The following is a 19,354-nucleotide window of genomic DNA, read 5'->3' on the forward strand; positions in this document are numbered from 1 at the left end:
GGGCCTCACAGGTCGGTGGTACGGCGGGATGCAGGTGTCGGCGGCGCTCACGGGTGAGGGTCCGCTCCGGCGGTATCAGCGGGCGGACGCGAACCTCGGGCGAGGGCGGAGTCGCCGGGCGGAGGCGCGGGGACGGGCATTGCGGTCAGGCGGCTGACCGGAGAGCGCCAGAGCACGATCACCGGCAGCACCAGCACCAGCGTCCCGATGGTCAGAGCGGTACGTGACCCGTAGGCAGTGGCTACGGCGCCGCCGGCCAGCGCCGCGAACGGCTTGCTCCCGGAGACTAGCCAGGTCGACGTCTGCTGCGCCCGCGCCTGTAGGTGAGGTGGGCAGATCTGCTGGCGCACCGACCTCTGGGTCGTACCCGCCACCGCGGCGGCGGCGAGCTGGAGCCCGCCCGCCGCGGTGAGGACGGCAAGCCAGACGGGCCCTGGCCGTGCCAACAGCAGGGGCACGCCCGCCACAGGGCAGGTCGCGAACCCGGCGAGCAGGGTGGGGCCGGGGCCGAACCGGGTCACGATCCGCGGCGCTGCCAGGGCGCCGGCGAGCACGCCCGCGCCGGAGGCGCCCATGACGATCCCCAGCCCGGTGGGTCCCGCCTCCAGCGTGGTCAGCAGGTAGTACGCGAACAGCGCGCCGGTCACGCCGACGCCCACACCGGTCATGGTCAGGGCGAGCACGAGGTCCCGGACCAGCGGAGTCCGCGCGGTATAGGCCAGACCCTCCCAGATCTCCCCGGCCAACCTGCGCCTGGGCCGCCCCTCGCCCGCCGCCAGCCGGCCGGGGTCCGGAATCCGGGCCGCGCAGCAGGCGGACACCAGGTACGACAGGGCGTCCAGCCAGAAGGCCTTGGCCGCGCCCACGGCCGCGACGACCGCGGTGCCGAGGTAGGTTCCGGCCGTGTCCGCGGCCCCGAACGCGGCACCCACCCGGGCGTTGGCCCGGTGCAGCAGGGCCGGTTCGACCAGCTGCGGGACGATCGCGATGGCCGCCGCCTGGTGCAGCACGGTCACCGCACCCAGGGCCGGCGCGACCGCGTATAGCACGGACATCGACAGCACCCCGGCCGACGCCGCCACGGGAACCACCGTGACGACGGCAGCACCGGCGAGGTCGGTGCCCACCAGCAGGGCCCGCTTGGCGTACCGGTCGACGATGCCGCCGGCGGGGAGGGCCAGGAGGAAGGTGGGCAGGTGGGCCAGGGAGGCGAGCAGAGCGGCCTGCCCCGCCGTCGCGCCCAGTTCGAGGACGGCCAGGGTGGGCAGGGCCACCAGGTGCACCGACGTCCCGACCAAGCCGGCGGACTCCCCGCCGAGGTACGAGCGGAACCCCGTTCCGAGTCCTGGTGACCTCTTGCGGACGGAAGGCCGGGGGCGGGGCAGCGTCACCACGGGACGGCCTCCGTCAGCCGGGGGAGCTGACGTGCCATCGTCCGGAGTCCGAGGCGGAGCCAGGCGCCCTCGTGCCGGTCCCACCCGATGTCGTCGGCCGGCTCGCCGCCGAAGAGGAGCCGCTCGGACTCCGACACCCCCGCGGCGCCGGATCCACTTGCCGAGTCCTTGCTCACGCGGACCTTCCGAAAACCGGCTGTGAGCCGCGGCAGCAGGACGACGAGGGTGTCAACACGACCCCCACCCGCAGAGGGTCGGAACGGGGCAGGCGCGTGATGTTCGATTGATGGGAGGGTGTCGAGGTGCTTCGGCAGGAGCTTCACGGGGTCCTCCGGATGGGCGCACGACTGGTACTGGTGCTCTAAGAACGGCTCCGATTCAGGTCCGTCACGGCCGGATCGGAGGCAAAACGGGAACGAATGTTCTCGTCTGGGTGAGTGGGCTTGGCGCGTCTGGGTCCGTGGCGTTGAAACTCGCTCGAACAGGGCGGGTCACCCGGGCGGAGTATTGCCGACCGCGTGCGTTCCGCCGGACAGGCTCGGGCACCTGGGCGACTCACGCGGCCGACAGGCTGTCCCTGATCACCCGGTCGCTCCGACGCACTCCGCAGTCGCGCGGTCACGGCGCCGGAGCCCAGGGCGCAGGCTGCGACGAGGCCGTTGCAGTCCCGGAACTGCCTCGGGGCGGCGAGCCCGGTGAACAGCGAGTCGTGCAACACCTGGCGGGCGGCGAAGCCGACACGTGTACCGACGACGTCCCGGGGCAACTCGCTCGTGATGCGGTACGCGGCCGGGCTTGCCGCGGAGGCGATGGTGTGCAGGGCTGTGCGGGCGGCGGGTGTCGAAGACCGTCATGCCCTGTGCAGCGGGGACGGCGCGGAGCGCGGCTTCGAGTTCGTCCCCCTGGCTGTGGCTCAAGTCGGCGCAGGCGCGAAGACGTAGGGCGTGGAGGCGGGCGGTGACGGCGAGCTCGCGGGTGCCACCCCGGATCCGGCGACCGGCGCCCTGACGGCCCGGCGGCCGGAGACGGCGAAGCCCCGTTCGCGGTGGCGGTCGTCTCGCGCGGGCTGCGCGGCGATCCGTGCCGCTACGCGGGCGCCCCGGCGGACCCGAACCCGGATCCGGCGCAGGCCCCTGCCTCTGCCCCTGCCCTGCGGGCGTGACGGGGGCCCGGCGCCCTCGGGTAGCGGGCTCCTCGTCCGCCAGGGGGATCAGCCGATGGCACGGAACGGGGAGTCGAGTGGTCGGAGTCCTCGTCGGCGTCGCTGCTGTCGCTGTCGGCCGGCTGCTGGGCGGGGGGTCTGGGCAGCCTCCTCGCGCTTGTCCTTGCCGCCCTCCTCGGCCTTCTGGCCCTCCGGGGTCGACTCGAAGGCGACCGCGGAGGCCTCGAAGTCGCGCGCCTTCTCACCCGAGCCCGCGGCCGCGACCGGTTCGCCCTCGCCGTTCCTTTTGTCGAAGAACAGGGCCCCCTTGTCGGTCTCGTTGACCGCTTCGTCGATCGGGGCGTCGGCCACGGCCGGCGCATGGCACGTGTCCTCGGTCAGGTCGCTCGCCTGCCCGGTCTTGCTCTCGCCGTCCTTCTGGAAGCTGTAGCCGAGGCCCTTGGCGTCGTCCGCGAACGCGCTGGCGGCTGCCGGCGGTTCCTTGTCTTCCTCGGCCAGGTCGTCTCAGGCGCCGGGCAGGTTGTCGATCTCGAAGGCGTTGATCATGAAGGCCCGCTGACTGCCGGTCGGTGACTGCCCTTCGGCGTTCACGCGCCCTCCCCCTTGTGCCGGGCGTAGTAGCGGGCAACCCGGGCCCGGTTACCGCAGGCCGAAGCCACGCACCAGCGGCGGCGCGGGTGCGCGGGCAGGAACAGCAGTACGCAGTCCGGTGCCTCGCACTCGCGCACCGTCGCCACCCGGGGGTCCGTCAGCAGCGCCACCACGGCCTCCGCGAGCTCCGCGGCGAGCCGCTGCGCGGGGGCGGCCTCCCGGTAGGAGGCGGCCGTCAGGCCGGTCGACGCCGTCCAGGAAAGCTCGGTGCGGGCCGGGGCGGCGGCGAGGATCTTGTTGAGCGCGGCCAGCTCGTCGGCCGGGGGTCGCTCACCCCGCCGGGCGGCGGCGAGCAGCGGCCCGGCCGCCTCCCGCACGGCGAGCGCGGCGGCGACCTCGGTCTCCCCGACCTCGGCGACACGGCTCAGCCTCCCGGGCTCCTCGGCCAGCCAGGCGGCGAGTCCCGCCCGGTCGGCGATGAGGTCGCCGGCGCCGGCGGGCCGGGTGTTCAGCAGATCGAGCGCGAGGGGCTCACCCAGCAGCGGAAAGAAGTTCACGCCGCTAATGCTAGCAATCCCCCTTGACCCATTAGCCGCAACTCCCGCAGACTAATGCCAACGAAGCCCCGGGAGGCATGTGATGATCGCTCACCGCACCATCGACGTCGACGGCGTGACCGTCGCCTACCGCGAGAGCGGTCCGGCCGACGGCCCGGTCCTGCTGCTCCTGCACGGTTTCCCGACCGCATCGCACCAGTTCACCCGCCTGATGGACGCGCTCGCCGACACCCCCTACCGGCTGATCGCCCCCGACTACCCCGGCTTCGGCCGCACCACCGCCCCGCACGGGTTCACGTACACCTTCGACCGGCTCGCCGACGTCGTGGAGGGCTTCACCGACGCCCTCCGCCTCGACCGCTACGCCCTCTACGTCTTCGACTTCGGCGCCCCCGTCGGCCTGCGGCTCGCCACCCGCCGCCCCGACCGCGTCACGCACCTGATCGTCCAGAACGGGAACGCCTACGACGAGGGCCTCTCCGACGCCGCCCGCGAGTTCACCGGACTGCGCCGCGAGGTGCCCGGCAACGAGGAGCGCGTCCGCGCCCTGTTCACCGAGGAGGGCACCCGCTTCCAGTACGAGACCGGCGTCGCGGACCCCGCCCTGATCTCCCCCGACAACTGGACGCTCGACGTCCACTACCTCGGCCTGCCCGGCCGCACCGACGCCCAGGCCGACCTCGCCTTCGACTACGCCTCGAACCTCGCCCACTACCCCGCCTGGCAGGCCTGGCTCCGCGAGGCCGCCGTACCGGTCCTCGTCGTCTGGGGCGCCGGCGACCCCTTCTTCACCCCGGCGGGCGCCAAGGCCTACCTCCGCGACGCGCCCCACGCCGAGGTCCACGTCTTCGAGGGTGCGGGCCATTTCGCCCTGGAGACCCACCTCGCTGCCATCGCCCCGCTGATCCGCGACCTACTCGGCCCCACCGCTCCCGCCCGATGACGCTCCCGAGCCGGCGGACCACGTGCACGCCTGCTCGACAGGGCCTACCGGTTCCCGGCGAACGTGCAGGTCATCATCGACGCCGACACCCGGCTGGTCGTCGCTTCGGCTCGGCCGGTGCCGGGGGCCGATGCCCACGTCTGGGGCGAATCGGACCTTCCGGCCGCGGCCGCCGGGACGATGGTGATCGCGGACGGCGCCTGCCTGGGCACCGGACTGATCGCCCCCACCGCAGGTGGGCCGGACGCCCGCTCCTGCGCGGACAGGAGGAAGACAACGCCGAACACCGACGGGTACGGGCCCGCGTCGAGTACACCTTCGCCCGCATGAAGAACCGGAAGATCCTCCCCGACTGCCGGCGCGCCGAGCCTCGCCCCTTCTGGGCCTGGGCAACTGTCGAGTTCCTGTGCCACGCCGGCGCCCGTGTCGAGGAGATGCTGGAGACCACCCACCCGCCCGCTCCCAAAACGACTCCGAGCGCGTCCTCCTCGTGAGCCTCGAGCTCGCCGACGTCCTGGACCGGATCGCGGAAGCGGAGCGAGAGGGCCGGCTCGGCGAGATCGAGGGCATGAGTGTCCGCCGGAGTTCAAAGCGGAGTCGGTCGCCGCCGACCTGGGGGTCAATCCCGAGACCTTGCGGAACTGGGTTCGGGCGGCAGGGGCGAGTCGGCCGCGGGGCCGCCGTGCCGAGGAGCCAGCCGAGGCACCCGCGCCGCTGGAGGTGGAGAACGCCGAACTGCGGAGAAGATCCGGGAGCTGGAAGAAGAGCGCGAGATCCTTCGGAAGGCGGCGAAGTATTTCTCCGGGGAGACGTGCTGGTGAACCGCTTCCAAATCGTCGCTGACCATCAGCGCCGTCACGGCGTGAAGCGGCTGTGCGACATCTTGGGCATCGCCCGCTCCAGCTTCCACTGCTGGCGCCGGACGGCTGCGTACCGGGCCCGCCGGCACGCGGCCGATGCCCGCCTCGCCACCCGGATACGGGCCGTGCACCAGGAATCGGACGGCACCTACGGGGCCCCGCGGATCGCCGCCGAACTCCGTGAGGAGAGCGTCCGTTTGGTGCGCTTGCCGTTCAGGGTCTCCGCTTCCTTGACCGGGCATGGGGCCGCCCAGGGTCCCCAGCGGGCCGGCTCCTCCGCTGCCCAACGGGCGACATTGAGGTAGAGGGCCCTGTACCGGGGGAGGAGAAGACGTGGGTGGCGACCGGAAGTCGTCCTGTCGCGGCCGGCTACCTGCGGGGATCGTGAAGTGACTCGCTGTCGCACTGAGCGTCCGCGCTCTGTGGTCGGTGATCGTGGAGTTGATGTGCGGCGATGGTGATCTCGGTGAGGGCGGGGTTTGTTGCCCACGTGCAGACTCCGCCTTCCCACCCCCGCCGAAGCCGAGGACCCGCCTGCGGAGCGTTGGCGGCCAGTCTTCGGGCGGGGCGAAAGGGACTCGGCTGAGTCGTACCCATTGCGGTGGTGTGGGGTGGGCATGAGACTCCACGCTCGTGGCCGCGACCTTCACTGGAGGTCAAAGTCGTGGTATCCAGGCCGAGTTGATTCGCATCGACAGATGGGGGCGTTTGGTGAAGCATGGCAAGCGGAGGGGAGCCGCAGGACTTGCGTTAGCCCTGGCGGTCGTGGGTTGTTCAGGTAAGAGCGGGACGAGTGGGGGGATCCGCGCGGCCGATAAGCCATTCAGTCCTTCCCAGGTTTCTCAAGCCATCCCGAGCCGGTTCTCCACGCCGGAGGGGTGGTCGAGCGGCGATCCGACGAACCTGAGTGACAGCTTCGCCCGGACCGAGTGCCAGGATCGACGCCTGCGCGATTGGAGCTGTACCGGACTTACCGCAGTCTCGTCTTCATCCATGGAAACAGGCGAATCAGGCCGCAGTAGCGTGAATTTTACCCTGCTCGCCTACGACTCGATAGACAATGCCAAGGTAGCCATGAAGTTGTTGACGGAAAAGGAGCTGGAGTGGCAGAGGGAGCGAAATCCGAAGCCTCTGAACCTCAAAATCGACGCCGACGAGGTGGACGCATTGGAAACCAGCATTCCGGCGTCGGATCCGAACGGCAGGAACGGTCACGTCCGTCTACGCATCGGTACTGTAGTCGCGTCCATATTCAGCGTGGACCTCCCCCACGATAAGAACCTACAATTCTTTGCGAAGCTACAAGCAGAACGCATCGTAATCGCCGCCTCAGGGAAAAACCCGGACGCCTAAGGGGTGACCCGTCCCGGCGCAGAGGGACGGAGGCAACACCTTCCGGTGAAGCGGCAGCGAACCCGGAGTCCCCGAGCGGGTGAGGGCCCCGGCCGAGGCCGGGGCCCTCACCCGACCATCCTGCCGATGCCGCGGCACCTGGTCGGCGAGAGCCAGCTGTTCGCGCTGACGGTGGTCGGCGACAGCACGCGGCCTGGGCCCCACCCACACCAAGCTGCTGAAATCACTGAAGCGAGACCACTTCTAAAGGGTGTTGCAGAAGGCCGGGCTTCGGCAGGTCGAAGTGGCGTCTGACCTGTTGTTTCACCGGGCCATGGCGAGGTTGTGCATGGTGGCGACGGCCTGGACGGCGTGGTGGAGGCCGTCGCTCTTCTGGCGGCAGTCGCGGAGGATCTTCCAGTTCTTCATGCGGGCGAAGGTGTGCTCGACGCGGGCGCGGACCCGGCGGTGTTCGGCGTTGTCTTCCTCCTGGCCGCGCAGGAGGGGGCGTCCGGCTCGTCTGCGGTGCGGGACGATCAGGCCGGTGCCGAGGTAGGCGCCGTCCGCGATGACCGTCGTCCCGGCCGCGGCGGCCGGCAGGTCCGACTCCCGCCAGACGTGGGCGTCGGCCTTGTTGCCCGGCGCCGGCCGGGCGGAGGCGACGACCAGGCGGCTGTCGGCGTCGATGATGACCTGCACGTTCGCCGAGAACCGGTAGTTCCTCGACGAGGCTCCGACCTTCCGGTCGCGGACCGGGACGAGGGTGCCGTCCACGATCCACAGCCGATCGACGTCGGCGACCGGCCGCGGGGCGGGCTCCAGGGCCAGTAACGGACGCAGGCGGTGGATGACCCGGCAGACGGTGGCCGGGGAGATCCCGAACAGTGGGGCGAGCTGCCGCATGGTGAGGTTCGTGCGGTAGTAGACGGCCACCAGCAGGACCCGGTCGGCCAGCGGCAGACACCACGGCCTGCCACCACCGGGACCGTTCCCGCCCCGCTCTTTCACCACTTTCACCAGCTTCGCGAACCGGTCCATCCGCAAGCCCGTGAACGTCTCCACCCACACCGGCTCAACCCTCAACACCCCACCCATACAGGGAAAATGCCCGGAAGTGAGCCTTCTGCAACAACCTTTAGAAACCGCTACCGCACCGGCGGCGTCACCAACTGCCACCTGCGGCACCTTTGCCGCAACCCGAATTGCCGCAGCGCGGCCTTGGACCGGACATCCCGCGTCGGCCGCCCCTGCTGCGGGGCGTGATCGGGCTCTCGCCATGCCGACCACCTCCCTTCCGTCGCTTCGCGCGTGGAGCATGACTCTGGCCCACGGCCCGCCTCCAATAACCAGAGATCGACGCCGCCTCTATGTCCCGGACGCCGCGTCCATGGCGCCGTAGGCCAGGGGAGCGGGGCTGGAGGGGGCCAGTGGGGTGAGGGTGCTGAGGTCGGTGGTGTCGCCGGGCCGGTCGAGGTAGAGCCGGTACGGTTCTCCGTCGGCGGGACGGAGCGTCACCTTGTGGCCCGCCGCGCGGCCTGCAGTCAGGGCTTCCAGGGCCTGCTCGCCATCTGCAGCCCGGACGTGGGGGTGGTAGACGTGAACGGCCCCCAGCGGCAACTCACGGTCGCCGAACGGGAGCGTGAAGTTCGTCAGCAGCGCCCTGTTGGCGGCGCCGCTGCCGAGCAGGATCGCACGCAGAACGGGGGAGTCCTCGCCGTTGAGTTCCATGGTCAGGCTGGTGAGGAACGGGTTGGCGACGCAGTGCCCGTCGATGAGGAGCCGGGCGATGCGCAGCAGCATCCGGTCGGCGGGCCGCAGCTCGCTGGGTACGGTGAAGCGGTGCCGTGTGTGCTGCTGCACAATGTGGAGGTCTTCCACGGTCAGCCGGAGCCTGGCGTGCCGCTCGTAGTCCTCGCGGGAATAGTCTGCTCCGGGGAATCGGCCTGACGCCATCTCCTTGCCGTTGAGACGCAGGCGGAAGGCGCTCCCCTCCATCACGTGTCCGTAGAGGTCGAGGGCCTGGAGAGCATCGCCGCAGGACAGGCCGGTCAAGTCGATAGCGCAGTTGACCGTGTTGTCTGCACACTGGCGTCATCGGCGTGGCAGATCGTCATGCGGCACCCGGTGAACTGCAGGTCCAGGCTCCGGCCCAGCCGCCTCTTCCCCAAGGCCAGCACGGTCCCCTCATAGACCGATCCGACATCGCCCGAACCGTCGAGGAAGACCAGCTCGACCCTGCGACCCTCGCCCGGCGCGGGCGACAGCGGCGTCATCCGTACCTCGCCGCTCCCACCGCTGATCCGAAGCCACTCCGGTCCGTGCAGGCTGAGCTCCTCAACGGCCGATGCGGGCAGGGCGAGTTCCTCCGTAGTGCCGAATCCCACGACGCGCCGCACCGCCGCCGCCAAGCCGGGCTCGGCACCCCGCAGATTGCTGCGGACGGTGAAGTAGATCGGGCTCACTTCATGCGCGCGGGGGTGCTTCGGCCGCAGGGTCTGCACCACCGCACCGTTGCGGTAAGCGACGTCGATGGACCAGTGCAGATCGAGGCGATCGATCCGCCGGCCCAGCGCACTAACCCTTTCGGTGACGTCGTCGGTACCGCCTGCCAGAAACGCCAGCTCGGCCCTGTAGTCGCTCGCGGCCTCCCGCAGATCATCCCGAACGAAAGAGGCCTCCAGGTCCGCGTGCAAGGCCAGCTTGTCGTCCAGCCAGGCACGGTCCAGGACACGGATCCTGGGCCGCTCAGTACCCTCGCCGAGGCCCTTGACGAAGGCGCGCTCCGACGGCGTCAGGGCGCAGGGTACGACCAGCACCCAGTCATCAGGATCATGCTCCAGGGCCCTCTTGAACGACCGTTTGATTCCCGGCCTGCGCCCCTGGTACGAACCGGGAAAGCCCTCGGGACAGTACTTGAGCTGATAGATCCACACCCACCCGCCAGCGGTCACCTTGATGTCGATCCCGCCATCACCGCCGCGCCCATTCATCACCTCCACCTCGGCGTCCTCGGCGTACAGCCGGTGCACGAGGGCCTCCACGATCCGGTCGAACCGCGGCTGGGTGACGTGGTCCCACTCGATCGCCATGTGCACCCCTCCCTGATGCCGATGTTCAAGCGTCTCACCGCCCGCTGACAGCGGGCACTGCACAGCTCATGTCGGCATCGGAGGCGTCAAGCAAATGGGTCCGTGCCGCCACTTTGCGGAAGCACGCGGGGCCCGTCTGGCGAGAGGGCTGCCGCCCTCCCGTGCTCTCCCGCATCGTCTCGCCGTTGTGGTGGACGTGACGTGGGGTGCGACCGCGGAGTGCCGTTGTGGCGCAGGTTCGACCAGGGGCGGTCGTCGCTTCTTTGTGGTGTTTGGGGTGGTGTGGGTGTGCTGGCGGGGTGGTGGTCCGGTGGCGGGTGTGCGTGGTTTCCCGGCTTCCGGGCGCATGGTCCTGCGACCTCTATTGGTCAGGCTGAGCGTTCGCGGTCTCACTGTGCTCGGGCAGCCCTGATGGGCCCGATTCCGGCGCGCTCAGTCGAGAACAGTCAGCTGCCGGGCGAATCGGCGGACAGCATCGGTGAAGGCGTCTGGATCGTCGAAGTTCGCGAGATGTCCTGCCCGTGGGATCAATTCGACGCGGGCATGCGGATGCGAGCGGGCGAAGTCCATCTCGCCGGACCGGAAGACGGTGTCCTTCTCGCCGTTCAAGATGAGCACAGGAGCCGCCACATGACGCATCGCACCCGCGTCAAAGCGGCCCAGCACCTCGCCCCAGGCGGCTGGCAGGGTGTGGAAGGCGTAGCCAGAGAGGATGGTCGCCTCCACTACCTCGGGAGGATAGAACCGGCGCAACAACCGGTCGTTCCACCGGGCCAACCGGTCCGCTGGTATACGAGGGATGAGTCCGGCGGCCCACCGGTACGGGGTTGCCCACGGGCCACGAGTTGAGGCGCTGGCCCCCGCAAGGATCAGCCCCCGCAGCTGCTCGGGGCAGCGCCGCGCGAACTCCAGCGATGCGTATCCGCCGAGCGAGTGCCCAACCACCAGCGCCGGTCCGCGGTCGAGCGAGTCCACCGCGGAAGCGATGATCTCCGTCGCCGCGTTCAGGCTCCAGGGTTGAGCAGAGCGGGCACCGTGGCCTGGGAGGTCAACGGCGGCTACCCGGAAGTCCGCGTTGAGTGCAGCGAGTTGTGGGCTCCACTGTCCCGCGCTGAACCGCGTCCCGTGTACGAAGACAATGGGCGGTGCACCCGCTGCAGTCATGAGTCCCTCCAGGTCAGCACTCTCCTCGAACTGACTCTACCGGCGGGCCATCTCGGCGTTGAGACGCGGAGATGCTGGCTGGCGGGGACACTCAGTCACGGTGTGACGCGCCGTCCGGGAGCTGTGCCGGGTGGCGCGTGACCATCATCCTGTCCGCGTGGCGGAACGAGTGCGGGTTCGAGAGATTGATGATGACGAGGGGCGGCGGCTGCTGCGGATCATCCGCGGCTGGCCGCCGACTGCCGGCGGCCGACCTCGGCTGCGGCGCAGCCGTTCTCGGGATCTCACACAGCCGACCGGGCCCAGTCGACCCCGAGTTTGGCGAGCGCGGGCAGCTGCGTGGCGTCCGGGCCTCGTGCCGCCCCTTCCGTCGGCCCGCAGACCGGGCCGGGACGGACGTCGCCGGTCTTCGACCGGGCGGCGGTGGATCCTCGCGCGCGGCAAGGTCGCCCTCGGCGGTCCCGTCGGCGGGGTGAAGAAGCCTGCGAGGGCGGGTATCCCGTGACGGGTTGGGCTGCCGGCCTACTCCTTCGGGTCGTCGCGGAGACCCCTCAAGGTTCGTCTAGTGCTGTGACCGGAAAGGTTCGCCGGGTTGGTGGGTCACTTCTGCTCGGTGGCAGTGGCGAGGTGACGGCGGCAGAGGTCGGCGGTTGTGAGGTGGGGCGTGTGGAGCGCGTTGCTGTAGAGCCGCATCTCACGGGCCGCTCGGTCCAGGTGCTGCCAGAAGCCGAGGGGTAGGTCGAGGTCGTCACCGAGATCGACCAGGCAGTCGAAGGCGAGTCCCAGCTCGTTGTGCTCCAAGAACTCCAACGTTGCTGAGAGGTCGATGTCCGGCAGGCCCGTGAGGTGGGCCCGGGCGGAGTCGAGGTGGCCACGGGTCTGCTTCCAGCTGGCCTGAAGAGCTTCACGATCAACGGTCATGGCGCCAGTGTTGCCGGTGCCGCCGGTGGGATCACGCGACTTTCATCGGACGTCCGCCCCAGCGGACGCCTTTCTCGCTGCGGATGCGGGCGCGTTCTCTTCGTTGGGCGGCCAGGACGTCGGGATGGCGGGCGTTCTGGTTGCGCCAGCGCAGGTAGGCGTGCAGGGCCCGCGTCTGGGCGGTGTGATTGGAGTGGTTCGAGTTGGCGAGGGTGAACTGCCGAAGCGGTCCGAAGTGGGCTTCGATCGGGTTGGCCCAGGAGGCGTAGGTCGGGGTGAAACACAGCTCGACCCTGTTGCGAGCGGCCCACCTGCGGATTCTCCAGTTCAGGTGGGCTGAGAGGTTGTCGAGGATCACGTAGATCGGGGCGCCGTCCGGGCGGGCAGCACGGATCGTCCGCAGGGCGGCCCAGGTGTGGTCGATGCCCTTGCGCTTGCGGTTGATGCCCCAGAGCTGGTCGTCTCCGACGGAGTAGCAGCCGTGGAAGTAGGTGATTCCGTGGGTGCGACGGTAGGTCGCCGGCAGTCGGTCGGGGCGGTTCTCCATGGCCCAGCAGGAGCCGGCGGTCGGTCGGATACCGAGCGGGCCGAACTCGTCGAAGGCGAAGGTGCGGTTGGGCCTCTGGTTGATCGCGTACTCGATCCGGGCGAGCTTGGCGTCGAAATCCGGATCCGGGGACTCCTTCCAGGTCTTCGTGCGCTGGAAGGAGATCCCGCGGCGGGCGAGCAGGCACCGCAAGGTCTCCCTGCCGATCTGGACGGGCCGGGTGATGTTCCCGCTGAGGTGATCGGCGAGCTTGCGGATGGACCAGCGGGTGAAGGGCTTGCCCAGCACGGTCGGGCGGGTGGTGGCCGTCTGGACGACGAAGTCCTCGTCGTCACGATCGAGAAGGCGGGGACGGCCTCCCGCCCACCGAGGGTCCAGGCATCCGAGCCCGATCTCGTTGAACTTGTGGATCACGTCGCGGACGGTGTCTTCGTCGGCCTGGACCAGGCGGGCTATGACCGGGACCGTGCTGCCGCTGGCCGAGGCCAGCCGCATCATCGCCCGCCGGAACCTCACTGAGCTGGTGCTGCCCCGCCGAACGATGTGCTGGAGTTTCTGGCCTTCATGCTCGGTCAGCCCGCGGACCCGGACCGGTTGCGCCATCCCGCCTCCCCACTGGTCCGGGGAAGCATTACCAACCAGCACAACGAGCAACCCGGCGAACCTTCCCGGTCACAGCACTAGGCGGGCTTGTGGCGGTCCGGGCCGGGTACGCCGACGGGCCCGTCGATGTTGGCGCCTGACGGGTCAGTCGAGCAGTTCACCGACCTTGGGACGCGTATCCCGCAACCGCTGCTTCACTCGACGCCAACCCAGATCCTCGTAACGAGCCGGCAGCTTCTCCACCAGGGCGCACAGGTCCTCCCACTCCGCGTGGGCCTTCTCCTTCTGCGAGCGCAAGTCCCGTACCGCCTGCTCGGAACGCATGTTCTTCCACGCGGCACCGACGACCCTGCCGACCCCGCCGAACAGTTGGCGGGTGGTGAGATGCGGCTGCGTTTCCGGGTCGCTGGGGTCCGAGCCCTCGCTCAGCTCGGCGAACCCGTCCTTCACCTTGTTCTCCGTCCGCTTCGCCGCGATGCGCTTGCGGTATGCGGCGACGATCCGGTCGATGTCGCCCTCAAACGTGGCGAGGTCCTCCGGGTATCCCTCCCCGGCTACCAGAGCCTCGCGGATCCCCTTCAACGTGTTCGGCAGCGGACTGTCCTGCATCGTCACTCCGTCAACTCCCCTATACGTCAATCGCTGGTCCTGCCGCGCCACGACCCGCCCAGTGTGCCCGGCGGCCGAACCCTGCGGACGAGAGCCCCCTCCACCGCCGTCCAAGAGCAAGAGGGCACTGCCGTGAACGGGCTGAGACGCACGAAGAACCCCGTACGGGCCCTCACGGGCAGTACGGGGGTCTCGCCGCCTGAATGGGCCTTAGAGGTCCTAACAAAGGCGTTGGACGTGGCGGTGGGTGATGAGACAGGTGGCGAGGCTGAGGAAGGCTTCGTGGATGTCGTCGCGTCGTTCCCACCGGACGCGGAGTCGGCGGAAGCCGTGGAGCCAGGCGATGGTCCGCTCGACGACCCACCGGTGGATGCCCAGGCCGGAACCGTGCGGCACTCCGCGGCGGGCGATCACGGGCTTCACCCCGGTCGCCCAGACCAGACGGCGGTACTTGTCGTGGTCGTAGCCGCAGTCGCCCAGAAGTTTGTCGGGTCGCCTGCGCGGCCGGCCGACCAGGCCGGGGACTGGCGGGATCTTCCGCAACAACGGCATCAACTGGGTGACGTCGTTGCGGTTCCCGCCGGTCAGCGAGACAGCCAGTGGGATGCCCTGGCCGTCGACGATCAGGTGGTACTTACTGCCCGGACGTGCGCGATCGACCGGGCTGGGACCGCTTTTGGGCCCCGCCGAGCTGCCCTGACATGGGAGGAGTCGATCACCGCCCGCGACCAGTCCAGCTTCTTCGCGACCCGCAGCTTCTTCAGCAGCACCAAGTGGAGCTGGTCCCACACGCCGGCATCGTTCCACGCGGCCAGACGCCGCCAGCAGGTCATGCCTGATCCGAAGCCCAGCTCCTGCGGCAGGTACTCCCACTGGATCCCGGTATGCAACACGAACAGGATCCCGCAGAGTGCCTGCCGGTCCGGCACCCGAGGGCGCCCCTCCACCTGCTTCGGCGCCGGCTCGGGCAACAACGGCTCGATCAGCGCCCACAGTTCATCCGACACGATCCACGGCCGAGACTGACGTTTCCCCACAGCCAAGCCAACGACCATCCGAACCGAAAGTCACATGATCAACAGCTTCTGTTAGGGCCTCTAAGGGGAGGGTTGGGTGACACCGTGACACCCCACTCTGTCGTGGGTGTCACCCCATTCGGTCGTCAGTGTCACCGGGTGACTCTGTGACACCCCTTCCTCAGACGATCCTCCAAGGCCGGAGTTTTGGCACCCCCCTTACGCGTGCGCGCGTCCGAGGAGACACGGGTCCGGCACGGCAACGCCTGGACCTGGCGAGGGCCCTCGCCACATCCTGCGTGGTGAGGGCCCCGGTCGGTCACGAGCCGCACAGTCAGGTCAGGCCAGCGGACGCGTTGTCCTCCCAGCCGTCTTCCACCTGCATGTAGTCGAGCATCGAGCGGGAGTGGCGGGCCCAACCGCCCTGATCCGCGATGGCGACCCCGTCCACGCCCTTACGGCGGGCGGTGGAGGCAAGGCCGATCCGGAGGCTGTGGCCGGTCCAGTCGATCGGTACCCCGGCACGGCGGCTGATCCGCTTCACGGCGCGGGTGACGGAGTCGGGGACCATGCCGCCGGTGACGTTGCCGTGCCGGTCGATGCCGACGAACGCGGGCGCGGTCGGTTCCGACCAGTGGGGGGCGGCCTCGGCGGCAAGGCGGGCCCGGTAGGCGATCCAGGCGCGCACCGGGCAGATCTCCGAGTCGGCCTGATACGGGATCTTCGCGTCCCGGACGGAGTGCTTCGTCTTGCCGGTGAGGACCGACACCACCAGGCCGCGCGGGCTCAGCGCCACATCTCCGCCGAGGAGGCCGGCCGGGTCCTGCGACCGCGAGGCGTAGTGGAACCCGGTGAGGATCAGCGCCTTGTCCCGGTCCCCCGCGAGGGTGTCGGGGCAGGCCCGGACGACGGCGCGCAACCCGTCGATGTCGGCGGCCGCCGCCTTTCCCCGGCCGCGACGCTCCCCGGCCTGGAGGAGCTTCACCTCCAACCCGGTCAGAGACTTCCGTGCCTCCGCCTGGTCGTCGCCGCTCACCGGCACGTCCCGGTCGCGCAGGCCGACCACGACGGCCGCAAGGTGCGTTCCGGCGGACGACGGGGCGTAGCCCTTCCCGTTCACCTGGCCCTGACGGAGCATCCACGCAACGAACGCGACGAGCGCGCCGCGGCTGCCCTCAAGCTCAGGAAGGCGGGTGTGCGCACAGAACCGGGTCCAGACCCGCCACGACTTCTCGTAGGTGTCCACGGTGTTGGCCGGGATGATCTCTTGGGCGACGGCGTCCGCCAGGTCCTCCGCCGCGGCGAGACGGAGCGCGGCGTCGATCCCGTGCCGAGCCGCCCACCGCTCGACCAGGGAGTCGCGGCTCGGGTGCACCGGGATGCGGTCGGCCTGCGGTTCCGCCGCCTTCTGCGCAACGGCGCTGCTCACCGGGCGTCCGTCCGTTCGGCTCGCTCCAGAAGGGCGTTGAGTTGATCCAGGGTGATGAGTGCATGGTCACCGGCGCCGGTGTACTCGACTGAGCCCAACCCCAAGGCGGTAAGGCGGCTGCTGACCTCCGCCCATGCCTCCTGCTGGCCGGGCCTCACCCACTGCGCGGAGACCCGTCGCCGGGCGATTGGGCGCAAGCACAGCCACACGGAGGAGTGCCCGGGACCGAAGGTTTTTGCTCGCTGGGTGAGCTCGGCCGCTGCCTCCTCGGGGTCCTCAGGCAGCGGCTCCCACGGGTAGTCAAGAAGAGCCTGCCCGTCGGGATCGGGGTCGGTGTCAGACCAGTAGAGGCAGGCGATTCCGAAGTCGGCCTCCAACGGAACTTCGTCGTTGACCTTGTTGAGCTTCCAGAGGAAACCCGACTGATCCGTTGATGCGGTGGAGGTCCAGCGGCGCGAATCGAGGACGCGCACAGGGCGCAGTTCGCCTTCCCTGAACAAGTCGGTGGCGTACAGGACGTCGGTGCGCAGCTCGCCCATAGAACGATCTCCTCCTACCTGGATTCTGACGTCGGATAAGGAGAGGTTATTCGACGTGATGACCTGGCCGAGGGCCCTTTCGGCAGATCCGGGATCTATCGGGAGGAATCAGGAATCGACCCACCCGGACCCTCCACGCACGGAAGACTGAACATCATCCGTGGAGGGCAACCTGCGGACACCAGGCACCGCGAACGAAACACCCACCCTTCGCCAGAGGAGACGCAACCGCCCGGCGAGCCGGGGGCGGTGGTGCCGAATTTCCGGATAGGACACGCGTACGAGGAGTACGGCGCGGGTCCGGCTCCGTGCGCGCCGGACCGCCCATGTACGCCGAGTTCATCGCCCTCCTGCGCGCGACCCTCCCGGAGTTCCTCGGCAGCCTCAGCGCCGCCCTCGCCGTCACCGTCGGTGGCTGGGCCGCGCGGCAGATCAGGGATCCCGACGCACAACACCGCCCGAGGGCCAACGCCCTGCCGAAACCGAACCCCCGGCCCGCCCGTAGGGCGGCACGCCCCCGTTCGGTCGGGCGCACCCTGCCGGCCCGAACCTTGCCGAGGTAGCGCACCACCGCGTCCGCACGGCCGCCTGGCCGACCGGTTCAACGAAGATCGGCATGTCGTTGATGATGACCCTCCCCATGTCCTCACGGACGAGCCGAGCGTGGGGATGTGGGGAGGTCGAACCAGCCGTGGACACAGTTGTGCCCCCGGTGCTGCCGGGGGCACAACTGTGTCAGTTCTCCGTCCTCGCCGTGGCCATGGCCCGCAGGCGGTGGCGATCGCCGATCTCGTAGTACCGGTTGGAGCGGGTTCCCGGCGTCAGTACGTTGAGGATGCCGTCGGCCCGGAGAGACGCGACGACCTTCTCCACGGTGGTGCGGCCGAGACCGAGGGCATCAGCGATGTCGCTCTGGCTGGGGCCGGTGAGCGTGACGGCTTCGTTCGGCACGACATGGACGCCGGTACGGGTCCACCGGAATCTGTCGCCCGGCCGGCGTGGCGAGTCAATCCGCGGGAGGGGTGCCAGGTAGTCCAGGAGTCGAGCCACCCGGACTCCCGGGTCCGCCTTCGAGACGGAGTAGACCGACTCGATCGTCTGAGCCTTCTCGTTGGTGAGCTGGGCGAGGAGAAGCGTCAGGACGGGCTCCCGCTCGATCATCGTAGCGAGGGTTCGCGTGGTGACGCTCAAGCTGATGCCCGTGGTCAGAAAGGTGATCCGGGGTCCGACACTCCTGACCCCGGAGGAGTCTGTCGTCCCCTTCCTGAGCATCACCCTGCTGATGTCGCCGAGCATGGTGCCCTGACGCCAGAGACGGGTCGTGCCGTGCGGGGTATCCTCCTTGATCACCCTGCGGATGATGATGTGGATCCACTCGGGTCCGTACGCGAGGACTTCACCGTTTCGATGGGCCTCAAGACGACCCGCCCGCATGAGCGAGTCGACGGCGTACACCGGAAGTCCCAGCGATCGCATGAAGTGGGTGGTCGCTTCGGACGCCCATGAGACGTAGGGAGAGTCCGCCGCCTCCGGAAGGTTGATGATCTCCGTTACCGGACACCACCGCCGCCAGCGGTCCCGCCCGGGGGGAGAACCTGGTTGCTGACCGGGCCGGGGGCCGGAGCCACTACCTGGTAGGGTGGCGCCTGAGCGGGTTCGACAAGGGTCTTGACGACGGGGTGAAGGGCCACAACCAGGGCGGTAAGCGCCCCGATCACGACCGCGATGCGGCCGGCCGTCTTGTTGAGATGGCGGATGGCGTAGCACGCCGCTCCCACCACGATCGCGACAATCAGGACAGCCGCGAAGATGCCTTCGGACACGGGATACCTCTGTGGGCATGGCGGCCGAGCCGCGCGTCCTCCGGGAAGGGCACAGCTCGACCGCGGGCTTTGGAGTGGCCTCTTGCGTGGTACTCACACCGGAAAAGCGCGACCCCGGGCTAGGGGGTCGAACCGGTAGCACGTAAGAATGCGCCACACGGGTGAGTTGACTTCAAATCCCGTCCGTGCGGAGGGAATTCATCCACAAGCCGCACCCATGGCCAAAAGTTCAGATTTCAACCAAGCCGGTAATGGCCGCTGTTGATGCTATGGGTCCCAACTCGAAGTAAAAAAGAAGGGGGCGGCCGCGCCCCGAAGGGTGCAGCCGCCCTCTTGCATGCTCCGTGAGCAGCAGGTTTCCCTCGGGGGAGCCACCCCCTCGTTCGACCTGAAAGCTGAGCGAGACCATTCCAAAGTCGTGTCAGCTGAACCAGTGGACACCGAGAACGAGCCGCGAAAGCCCTATGGAGAGGGAAAGTACGTTGCGCGTACGCTGTTTTCCCTACCCACGGGCTTTTTGCAGGAAAACAGCGCTTGACAGAACGCGGTTCGTGGTCGCCCTCGGGAGCTTCCTGATCCATAAGCTCCCAATTGAGCTACGGCTGCGGCCGGGCAACCTGAGCCACCTCGTTGAAGTCGGCGGCCAGGGGTTCGGCGCGGTGGCCCTCGGCGTCCGGGTCGGCGATCAGGTGCATGTCCTGCGGCACGTCGACCGCCTCCGCGTCGCCGGAGGCGAAGAGGACCGGCTTCGGGGATCAATCAGGACGTGGTTAGC

Annotated in this window: 22 protein-coding genes and 1 pseudogene; 7 read left to right on the plus strand and 16 right to left on the minus strand. The window is 69.2% G+C overall.

Going from position 1 to position 19,354, the window contains the following annotated elements; genetic code table 11:
• Positions 1-47 precede the first annotated feature (47 nt).
• The 3 genes from ACZ6ZI_RS39070 to ACZ6ZI_RS39080 all read right to left on the minus strand — a co-directional run bounded on the left by ACZ6ZI_RS39070 (position 48) and on the right by ACZ6ZI_RS39080 (position 2,907).
• On the minus strand, positions 48-1,298 hold the full coding sequence (locus ACZ6ZI_RS39070) for an MFS transporter (protein ID WP_469529605.1): 1,251 nt from the start codon (positions 1,296-1,298) through the stop codon (positions 48-50).
• A gap of 89 nt (positions 1,299-1,387) precedes the next feature.
• Positions 1,388-1,570 carry a hypothetical protein gene (locus ACZ6ZI_RS39075; protein WP_469529608.1) on the minus strand — a complete coding sequence of 61 codons (183 nt, stop codon included), beginning with the start codon at positions 1,568-1,570 and terminating at the stop codon, positions 1,388-1,390.
• 1,034 nt (positions 1,571-2,604) lie between these two features.
• Positions 2,605-2,907 carry a hypothetical protein gene (locus ACZ6ZI_RS39080; RefSeq protein ID WP_469529609.1) on the minus strand — a complete coding sequence of 101 codons (303 nt, stop codon included), beginning with the start codon at positions 2,905-2,907 and terminating at the stop codon, positions 2,605-2,607.
• Between the two features lie 9 nt (positions 2,908-2,916).
• Between ACZ6ZI_RS39080 and ACZ6ZI_RS39085 the strand changes: the two genes are divergently transcribed.
• The gene (locus ACZ6ZI_RS39085) at positions 2,917-3,129 is read left to right on the plus strand and encodes a hypothetical protein (RefSeq protein ID WP_469529611.1); all 213 of its coding nucleotides are present in this window, start codon (positions 2,917-2,919) and stop codon (positions 3,127-3,129) included.
• A gap of 14 nt (positions 3,130-3,143) precedes the next feature.
• Here ACZ6ZI_RS39085 and ACZ6ZI_RS39090 read toward each other — a convergent pair whose 3' ends face one another.
• The gene (locus tag ACZ6ZI_RS39090; protein WP_469529613.1) at positions 3,144-3,704 is read right to left on the minus strand and encodes a CGNR zinc finger domain-containing protein; all 561 of its coding nucleotides are present in this window, start codon (positions 3,702-3,704) and stop codon (positions 3,144-3,146) included.
• A gap of 82 nt (positions 3,705-3,786) precedes the next feature.
• Between ACZ6ZI_RS39090 and ACZ6ZI_RS39095 the strand changes: the two genes are divergently transcribed.
• The 5 genes and pseudogenes from ACZ6ZI_RS39095 to ACZ6ZI_RS39115 all read left to right on the plus strand — a co-directional run bounded on the left by ACZ6ZI_RS39095 (position 3,787) and on the right by ACZ6ZI_RS39115 (position 6,860).
• Positions 3,787-4,647, plus strand: a complete 861-nt coding sequence (locus ACZ6ZI_RS39095) for an alpha/beta fold hydrolase (protein ID WP_469529616.1) — start codon at positions 3,787-3,789, stop codon at positions 4,645-4,647.
• 39 nt (positions 4,648-4,686) lie between these two features.
• Positions 4,687-5,009, plus strand: a pseudogene (locus ACZ6ZI_RS39100) (transposase family protein); the annotation flags it as partial.
• Between the two features lie 61 nt (positions 5,010-5,070).
• Positions 5,071-5,490: a transposase gene (locus ACZ6ZI_RS39105; protein ID WP_469529617.1), complete on the plus strand. Its 420-nt coding sequence runs from the start codon at positions 5,071-5,073 to the stop codon at positions 5,488-5,490.
• Between the two features lie 19 nt (positions 5,491-5,509).
• On the plus strand, positions 5,510-5,812 hold the full coding sequence (locus ACZ6ZI_RS39110) for an IS3 family transposase (RefSeq protein ID WP_469529650.1): 303 nt from the start codon (positions 5,510-5,512) through the stop codon (positions 5,810-5,812).
• Positions 5,813-6,140: 328 nt separating this feature from the next.
• Positions 6,141-6,860: a hypothetical protein gene (locus tag ACZ6ZI_RS39115; protein ID WP_469529619.1), complete on the plus strand. Its 720-nt coding sequence runs from the start codon at positions 6,141-6,143 to the stop codon at positions 6,858-6,860.
• 303 nt (positions 6,861-7,163) lie between these two features.
• Here ACZ6ZI_RS39115 and ACZ6ZI_RS39120 read toward each other — a convergent pair whose 3' ends face one another.
• The 10 genes from ACZ6ZI_RS39120 to ACZ6ZI_RS39165 form a co-directional block, all read right to left on the minus strand.
• Positions 7,164-7,934: a transposase gene (locus tag ACZ6ZI_RS39120; RefSeq protein ID WP_469529620.1), complete on the minus strand. Its 771-nt coding sequence runs from the start codon at positions 7,932-7,934 to the stop codon at positions 7,164-7,166.
• A gap of 270 nt (positions 7,935-8,204) precedes the next feature.
• On the minus strand, positions 8,205-8,891 hold the full coding sequence (locus tag ACZ6ZI_RS39125; RefSeq protein WP_469529621.1) for a hypothetical protein: 687 nt from the start codon (positions 8,889-8,891) through the stop codon (positions 8,205-8,207).
• Positions 8,888-9,928 (minus strand): hypothetical protein, encoded by a 1,041-nt coding sequence (locus ACZ6ZI_RS39130; RefSeq protein WP_469529622.1) that lies wholly within the window; start codon positions 9,926-9,928, stop codon positions 8,888-8,890. Before ACZ6ZI_RS39130 ends, ACZ6ZI_RS39125 begins: the two co-directional genes overlap by 4 nt.
• Positions 9,929-10,360: 432 nt before the next feature.
• The gene (locus tag ACZ6ZI_RS39135) at positions 10,361-11,092 is read right to left on the minus strand and encodes an alpha/beta fold hydrolase (RefSeq protein ID WP_469529625.1); all 732 of its coding nucleotides are present in this window, start codon (positions 11,090-11,092) and stop codon (positions 10,361-10,363) included.
• 600 nt (positions 11,093-11,692) lie between these two features.
• Positions 11,693-12,013: a MafI family immunity protein gene (locus ACZ6ZI_RS39140; RefSeq protein ID WP_469529626.1), complete on the minus strand. Its 321-nt coding sequence runs from the start codon at positions 12,011-12,013 to the stop codon at positions 11,693-11,695.
• Positions 12,014-12,044: 31 nt separating this feature from the next.
• Positions 12,045-13,163, minus strand: a complete 1,119-nt coding sequence (locus ACZ6ZI_RS39145; RefSeq protein ID WP_469529629.1) for an IS630 family transposase — start codon at positions 13,161-13,163, stop codon at positions 12,045-12,047.
• A gap of 144 nt (positions 13,164-13,307) precedes the next feature.
• Positions 13,308-13,778: a hypothetical protein gene (locus ACZ6ZI_RS39150; RefSeq protein ID WP_469529631.1), complete on the minus strand. Its 471-nt coding sequence runs from the start codon at positions 13,776-13,778 to the stop codon at positions 13,308-13,310.
• A gap of 213 nt (positions 13,779-13,991) precedes the next feature.
• A protein-coding gene (locus tag ACZ6ZI_RS39155; RefSeq protein WP_469529633.1) for an IS5 family transposase occupies positions 13,992-14,827 on the minus strand; the annotation gives its coding sequence in 2 pieces (ribosomal slippage) (positions 13,992-14,458 and positions 14,458-14,827; 837 coding nt in all).
• 295 nt (positions 14,828-15,122) lie between these two features.
• Positions 15,123-16,217, minus strand: coding sequence for a site-specific integrase (locus ACZ6ZI_RS39160; protein WP_469529635.1), 1,095 nt, complete (start codon positions 16,215-16,217; stop codon positions 15,123-15,125).
• Positions 16,214-16,756, minus strand: a complete 543-nt coding sequence (locus ACZ6ZI_RS39165; protein WP_469529637.1) for a hypothetical protein — start codon at positions 16,754-16,756, stop codon at positions 16,214-16,216. Before ACZ6ZI_RS39165 ends, ACZ6ZI_RS39160 begins: the two co-directional genes overlap by 4 nt.
• Before the next feature lie 326 nt (positions 16,757-17,082).
• Here ACZ6ZI_RS39165 and ACZ6ZI_RS39170 point away from each other — a divergent pair, with 326 nt between their 5' ends.
• Positions 17,083-17,319, plus strand: a complete 237-nt coding sequence (locus ACZ6ZI_RS39170) for a hypothetical protein (RefSeq protein WP_469529640.1) — start codon at positions 17,083-17,085, stop codon at positions 17,317-17,319.
• Positions 17,320-17,491: 172 nt separating this feature from the next.
• Here the strand turns inward: ACZ6ZI_RS39170 and ACZ6ZI_RS39175 are convergent, their stop codons facing one another.
• Both ACZ6ZI_RS39175 and ACZ6ZI_RS39180 read right to left on the minus strand, forming a co-directional pair.
• Positions 17,492-18,211, minus strand: a complete 720-nt coding sequence (locus tag ACZ6ZI_RS39175) for a helix-turn-helix domain-containing protein (protein ID WP_469529641.1) — start codon at positions 18,209-18,211, stop codon at positions 17,492-17,494.
• 95 nt (positions 18,212-18,306) lie between these two features.
• Entirely contained in the window at positions 18,307-18,579 is a 273-nt protein-coding gene (locus ACZ6ZI_RS39180; protein ID WP_469529644.1) for a hypothetical protein, read from the minus strand.
• Positions 18,580-19,354: the final 775 nt, after the last annotated feature.

It is taken from the genome of Streptomyces sp. NPDC103540, from assembly GCF_055584445.1.

Excerpts from the sequence above, each read along its gene's own strand:
- ACZ6ZI_RS39085 (WP_469529611.1), top strand. The coding sequence starts at position 2,917 with ATGGCACGTGTCCTCGGTCAGGTCGCTCGCCTGCCCGGTCTTGCTCTC.
- ACZ6ZI_RS39095 (WP_469529616.1), top strand. The coding sequence starts at position 3,787 with ATGATCGCTCACCGCACCATCGACGTCGACGGCGTGACCGTCGCCTAC.
- ACZ6ZI_RS39120 (WP_469529620.1), bottom strand. The coding sequence starts at position 7,934 with ATGGGTGGGGTGTTGAGGGTTGAGCCGGTGTGGGTGGAGACGTTCACG.
- ACZ6ZI_RS39130 (WP_469529622.1), bottom strand. The coding sequence starts at position 9,928 with ATGGCGATCGAGTGGGACCACGTCACCCAGCCGCGGTTCGACCGGATC.
- ACZ6ZI_RS39135 (WP_469529625.1), bottom strand. The coding sequence starts at position 11,092 with ATGACTGCAGCGGGTGCACCGCCCATTGTCTTCGTACACGGGACGCGG.
- ACZ6ZI_RS39140 (WP_469529626.1), bottom strand. The coding sequence starts at position 12,013 with ATGACCGTTGATCGTGAAGCTCTTCAGGCCAGCTGGAAGCAGACCCGT.
- ACZ6ZI_RS39145 (WP_469529629.1), bottom strand. The coding sequence starts at position 13,163 with ATGGCGCAACCGGTCCGGGTCCGCGGGCTGACCGAGCATGAAGGCCAG.
- ACZ6ZI_RS39165 (WP_469529637.1), bottom strand. The coding sequence starts at position 16,756 with ATGGGCGAGCTGCGCACCGACGTCCTGTACGCCACCGACTTGTTCAGG.
- ACZ6ZI_RS39170 (WP_469529640.1), top strand. The coding sequence starts at position 17,083 with ATGTACGCCGAGTTCATCGCCCTCCTGCGCGCGACCCTCCCGGAGTTC.